This window comes from Microcystis sp. M113S1, assembly GCF_020246945.1.
In the GTDB taxonomy this organism is placed as follows: Bacteria; Cyanobacteriota; Cyanobacteriia; order Cyanobacteriales; family Microcystaceae; genus Microcystis.
Genome location: NZ_JADBSA010000147.1, coordinates 1 through 3,215, shown reverse-complemented (window position 1 = coordinate 3,215; position 3,215 = coordinate 1). Strand labels below are relative to the sequence as shown.

Sequence of the window (3,215 nt, the reverse complement as noted above, 5' to 3'; positions counted from 1 at the left end):
TCAAGACCTAATATCTTACAAGTGAGACTTTCTGACGAAGAACTAGAAAAACTAAAACGGTATGCTCAACAAAAACAAATTTCTGCTGCCGAAGTTGTCAGGGATTGGATTAAAAAGTTAAAGTAATCAAGCCGCCCTCCGCGACCCTAAAGGGCGGGGTTTTCAACCCAAATTTTCGATAAATCGGCCTCTTCTAGGTTAGCTCCCCGCATCGCGGCAGCTGCGAAAACTCCTCCGCGCAAATCCTGATGGGAAAAATCCCGATCTTGCAGCTGGGCAAAACTATAGTTAATAGTTTTATCTTGGGCCAAAGCCACCGGACGGGCCGCAAAAAGTAGCCAAAGAATCGCCAGTAAAATAATTAAAACCAGACTGAAAAAATTTTTCAACATTGTTACTGTTGAGCGTTGAAAAACTGGGCCGCATCATCACCCACCCGAACAGTTAGGTCTGAGTCTAAAGCACCAGTGGAGGATGATTCTACTTTACCGATTCCCAATTGATTTTTCAAGAGGTTAGCGGACTGAACATCACCTTTTTGAGCAATAATTGCCGTGGTTTCTAGCTTTTGGGAGGAGTCATCGCTAATATAAACATTTGTATAGCCCTGTTTGGCCAGATAATTACGAGTACGACGGGCTAAACCTTTGGTATGGGTGGCATTTTGAATGGCAATCCGCAGACTATAAACGGAGGTTTCTCTCCCAGAATAGTTATCGGTAAAATTATTAGCCACAATGGTTCTAATTTCGCGACGGTTCAAAATCCAATAACTGCGACCATCGTATTCCTCGAGGCTATTAAACCGGCCGGGGAGTAGGATCATTCTTAAGTCATCCCGTTTAATTTCCCGGCCAAAATTAGCGATAGCCAGCATTTCCTCGACGGTTAAATTCGTATCGATATATTGTTGTAAAACCTGTACTGCTTTCGGGAGACTGGGGAGAATTGTCGGACTAAAAATCTTTTGTTGTAGTGCTTTTAATAAAATTTGTTGTCTTTGTACGCGACCGATATCGCCGTATTGCGGGTTACGAAAACGGGCAAATTGTTCGGCTTGGTCGCCGTTGAGATTTTGCCAACCCTCTTGTAAATCAATTTCTAATTTTTGGGTGACATCTTTATGATACATTCGTTCGGGTACATAAACCTCTACACCCCCGACTAAATCGACTAATTCCTTAAAGGCATCGGTAGTCACCCGCACATAGCGATCAACGGTGACATCCCCTAAAGTATTACCGACCACTTCCGCCGCTAGAGTAGGTCCGCCGTGAACATTGGCATCGTTGATTTTAGTGAAACCGTGGCCAGGGATTCTGACGCGGCTATCGCGAGGGATAGACAACATTCTCACGGTTTTATCCGTAGGATCGAAGCGGACTAGGAGCATGGTATCGCTGCGACCTTTAAATACATCGTCGCTGTTTTTGGCATCTAAAACTCGATCGATGCCCATAACTAAAATATTAACAGGACGAGAAAGCTGCTGGTTAATTAAGCTATTCCAAGCTTGAGCCTCAAGGATGTCTGTTTGGTTGGGAAAAGTCGTTTTTTGGAAGATAGCGCCAATTGGTGCGGGTAAGGGACTAATTAAAGCGACGGCAGCCCCAACAGTGGCGGAAACTAGGGCGGTAAAACTGAGGGTTATTCCCCAAAATAAGCCCTTTTGCAGGGGAGATGCTTTTTTTAAACCGGACATGACTGAACTGACCACCGTGACGGTATTTTCTGAGTTTTGGCTGTATTCCTGCTTTTCAAACCGCCCCGAAACATTGGCCATGGACTAACCTCAACATCTGATTAAAAGCTTACTTTAGGATGTGACTGCTGATCCATAGAATCTATCTCTAGCGCAAAAGTTCCAGATCTTGGTCACTCCCCTCTCGCTGGCTATTGTAACATATTGTTAAGGAACTGGCTATAATAGACCTCTTGTAAAAACCCAAAATTGTTGTTAGGGTTAGGAGTCAGTAGTCAGGAGAATTAAAGATGAATAATAAGCCATTAAATAGTCTATTTACAGATTTTATGCCATTTAATCCTTATTTTTGCGGTTTTTGAAGCCTGAAAAGTTAATTATGCAAGAGGTTTAATAATTTTTCAGGGATTCGGTTCGGTTATAGATTAAGCTGCCCGCACATTTGAATTGGTTGTTGAGATAAGGCAAGAGTTAACAGCAAAGGGATTGGGGGAGATTGAGTTAATCTAAGGATAGGCGGTTAAAATGCGTCTTAGATTATCTTTGTGGCCAAGAATTAAGAGAGGTGGAAACTTGAAGATGACAGAACTAAGGTTATTCTCCTTATTTATTTTCTGATTCAATCCTCGATTTTATACCGTAGCTTTTGGCTAGTAATGCAGTTTTTTCTGTCAATATACTTCTGATCTATTTTTTATGAAAATCATCTCTCTTACCCCATCATTCACCCAAGAATATCTCTGTATAAGAGACTTAAATCTCTACAATTCTCCCAGTTGTCAAGAGTTAGCGACCCAAGCACAACAGGGAAGACAATTAAAATTTATTTCCCTAGAAATTACCGAAAAAGGGCTACAAATTCAGCTAAGGGAAGATAATTATTTAGCTTGGTTATGCGGAGAAGATTTAGATGCAATTGCGGTGGCCACCACAGCTTATCAAAAAATTCCTCTAACTCGTTCAGACATAGAAAAACATATTCCTGAGATTATCACTTTTACTCAGGAAGCAAGGAACCGTACCAATCATTATCTCTGGGGTGGAACCCTTGCACCTAATTACGATTGTTCAGGATTAATCCAGGCCGCTTTTGCCACTTTTGGCATTTGGTTGCCGAGGGATTCCTATCAACAGGAGGCTTTTTGTCAAAAAATAAACCGAGAGGAATTACTCCCAGGAGATTTAATTTTTTTTGGTGATAAAAGAGTTAATCATGTGGCGTTATATCTAGGGAATAATCAATATATCCACAGTTCAGGAAAAGAAACAGGTAACAATGGTATCGCTATCAATCTACTTACTGATGATAGGGATAGCGTCAGTCGTCATTATTATCAAAAATTATGGAGTTTCGGTCGAGTTATGCACAATTAATCAGTTATCAGTTATCAGTTATCAGTTATCAGTTATCAGTTATCAGTTATCAGTTATCAGTTATCAGTTATCAGTTATCAGTTATCAGTTATCAGTTATCAGTTATCAGTTATCAGTTATCAGTTATCAGTTATCAGTT

The 3,215-nt window shown here is 40.8% G+C and carries 2 protein-coding genes and 1 pseudogene; 1 reads left to right on the top strand and 2 read right to left on the bottom strand.

Annotated elements, in window-relative coordinates:
- Positions 1 to 176: 176 nt before the first annotated feature.
- A pseudogene (locus IM319_RS07430) lies at positions 177 to 392 on the bottom strand (pentapeptide repeat-containing protein); the annotation flags it as partial.
- A gap of 2 nt (positions 393 to 394) precedes the next feature.
- Positions 395 to 1,783 (bottom strand): LCP family protein, encoded by a 1,389-nt coding sequence (locus IM319_RS07425; protein ID WP_287735161.1) that lies wholly within the window; start codon positions 1,781 to 1,783, stop codon positions 395 to 397.
- A gap of 615 nt (positions 1,784 to 2,398) precedes the next feature.
- On the opposite strand from IM319_RS07425, the gene IM319_RS07420 reads away from it, so the two are divergent.
- On the top strand, positions 2,399 to 3,076 hold the full coding sequence (locus tag IM319_RS07420) for a C40 family peptidase (protein WP_287078518.1): 678 nt from the start codon (positions 2,399 to 2,401) through the stop codon (positions 3,074 to 3,076).
- Positions 3,077 to 3,215: the final 139 nt, after the last annotated feature.

Excerpts from the sequence above, each read along its gene's own strand:
- IM319_RS07425 (WP_287735161.1), bottom strand. The coding sequence starts at position 1,783 with ATGGCCAATGTTTCGGGGCGGTTTGAAAAGCAGGAATACAGCCAAAAC.
- IM319_RS07420 (WP_287078518.1), top strand. The coding sequence starts at position 2,399 with ATGAAAATCATCTCTCTTACCCCATCATTCACCCAAGAATATCTCTGT.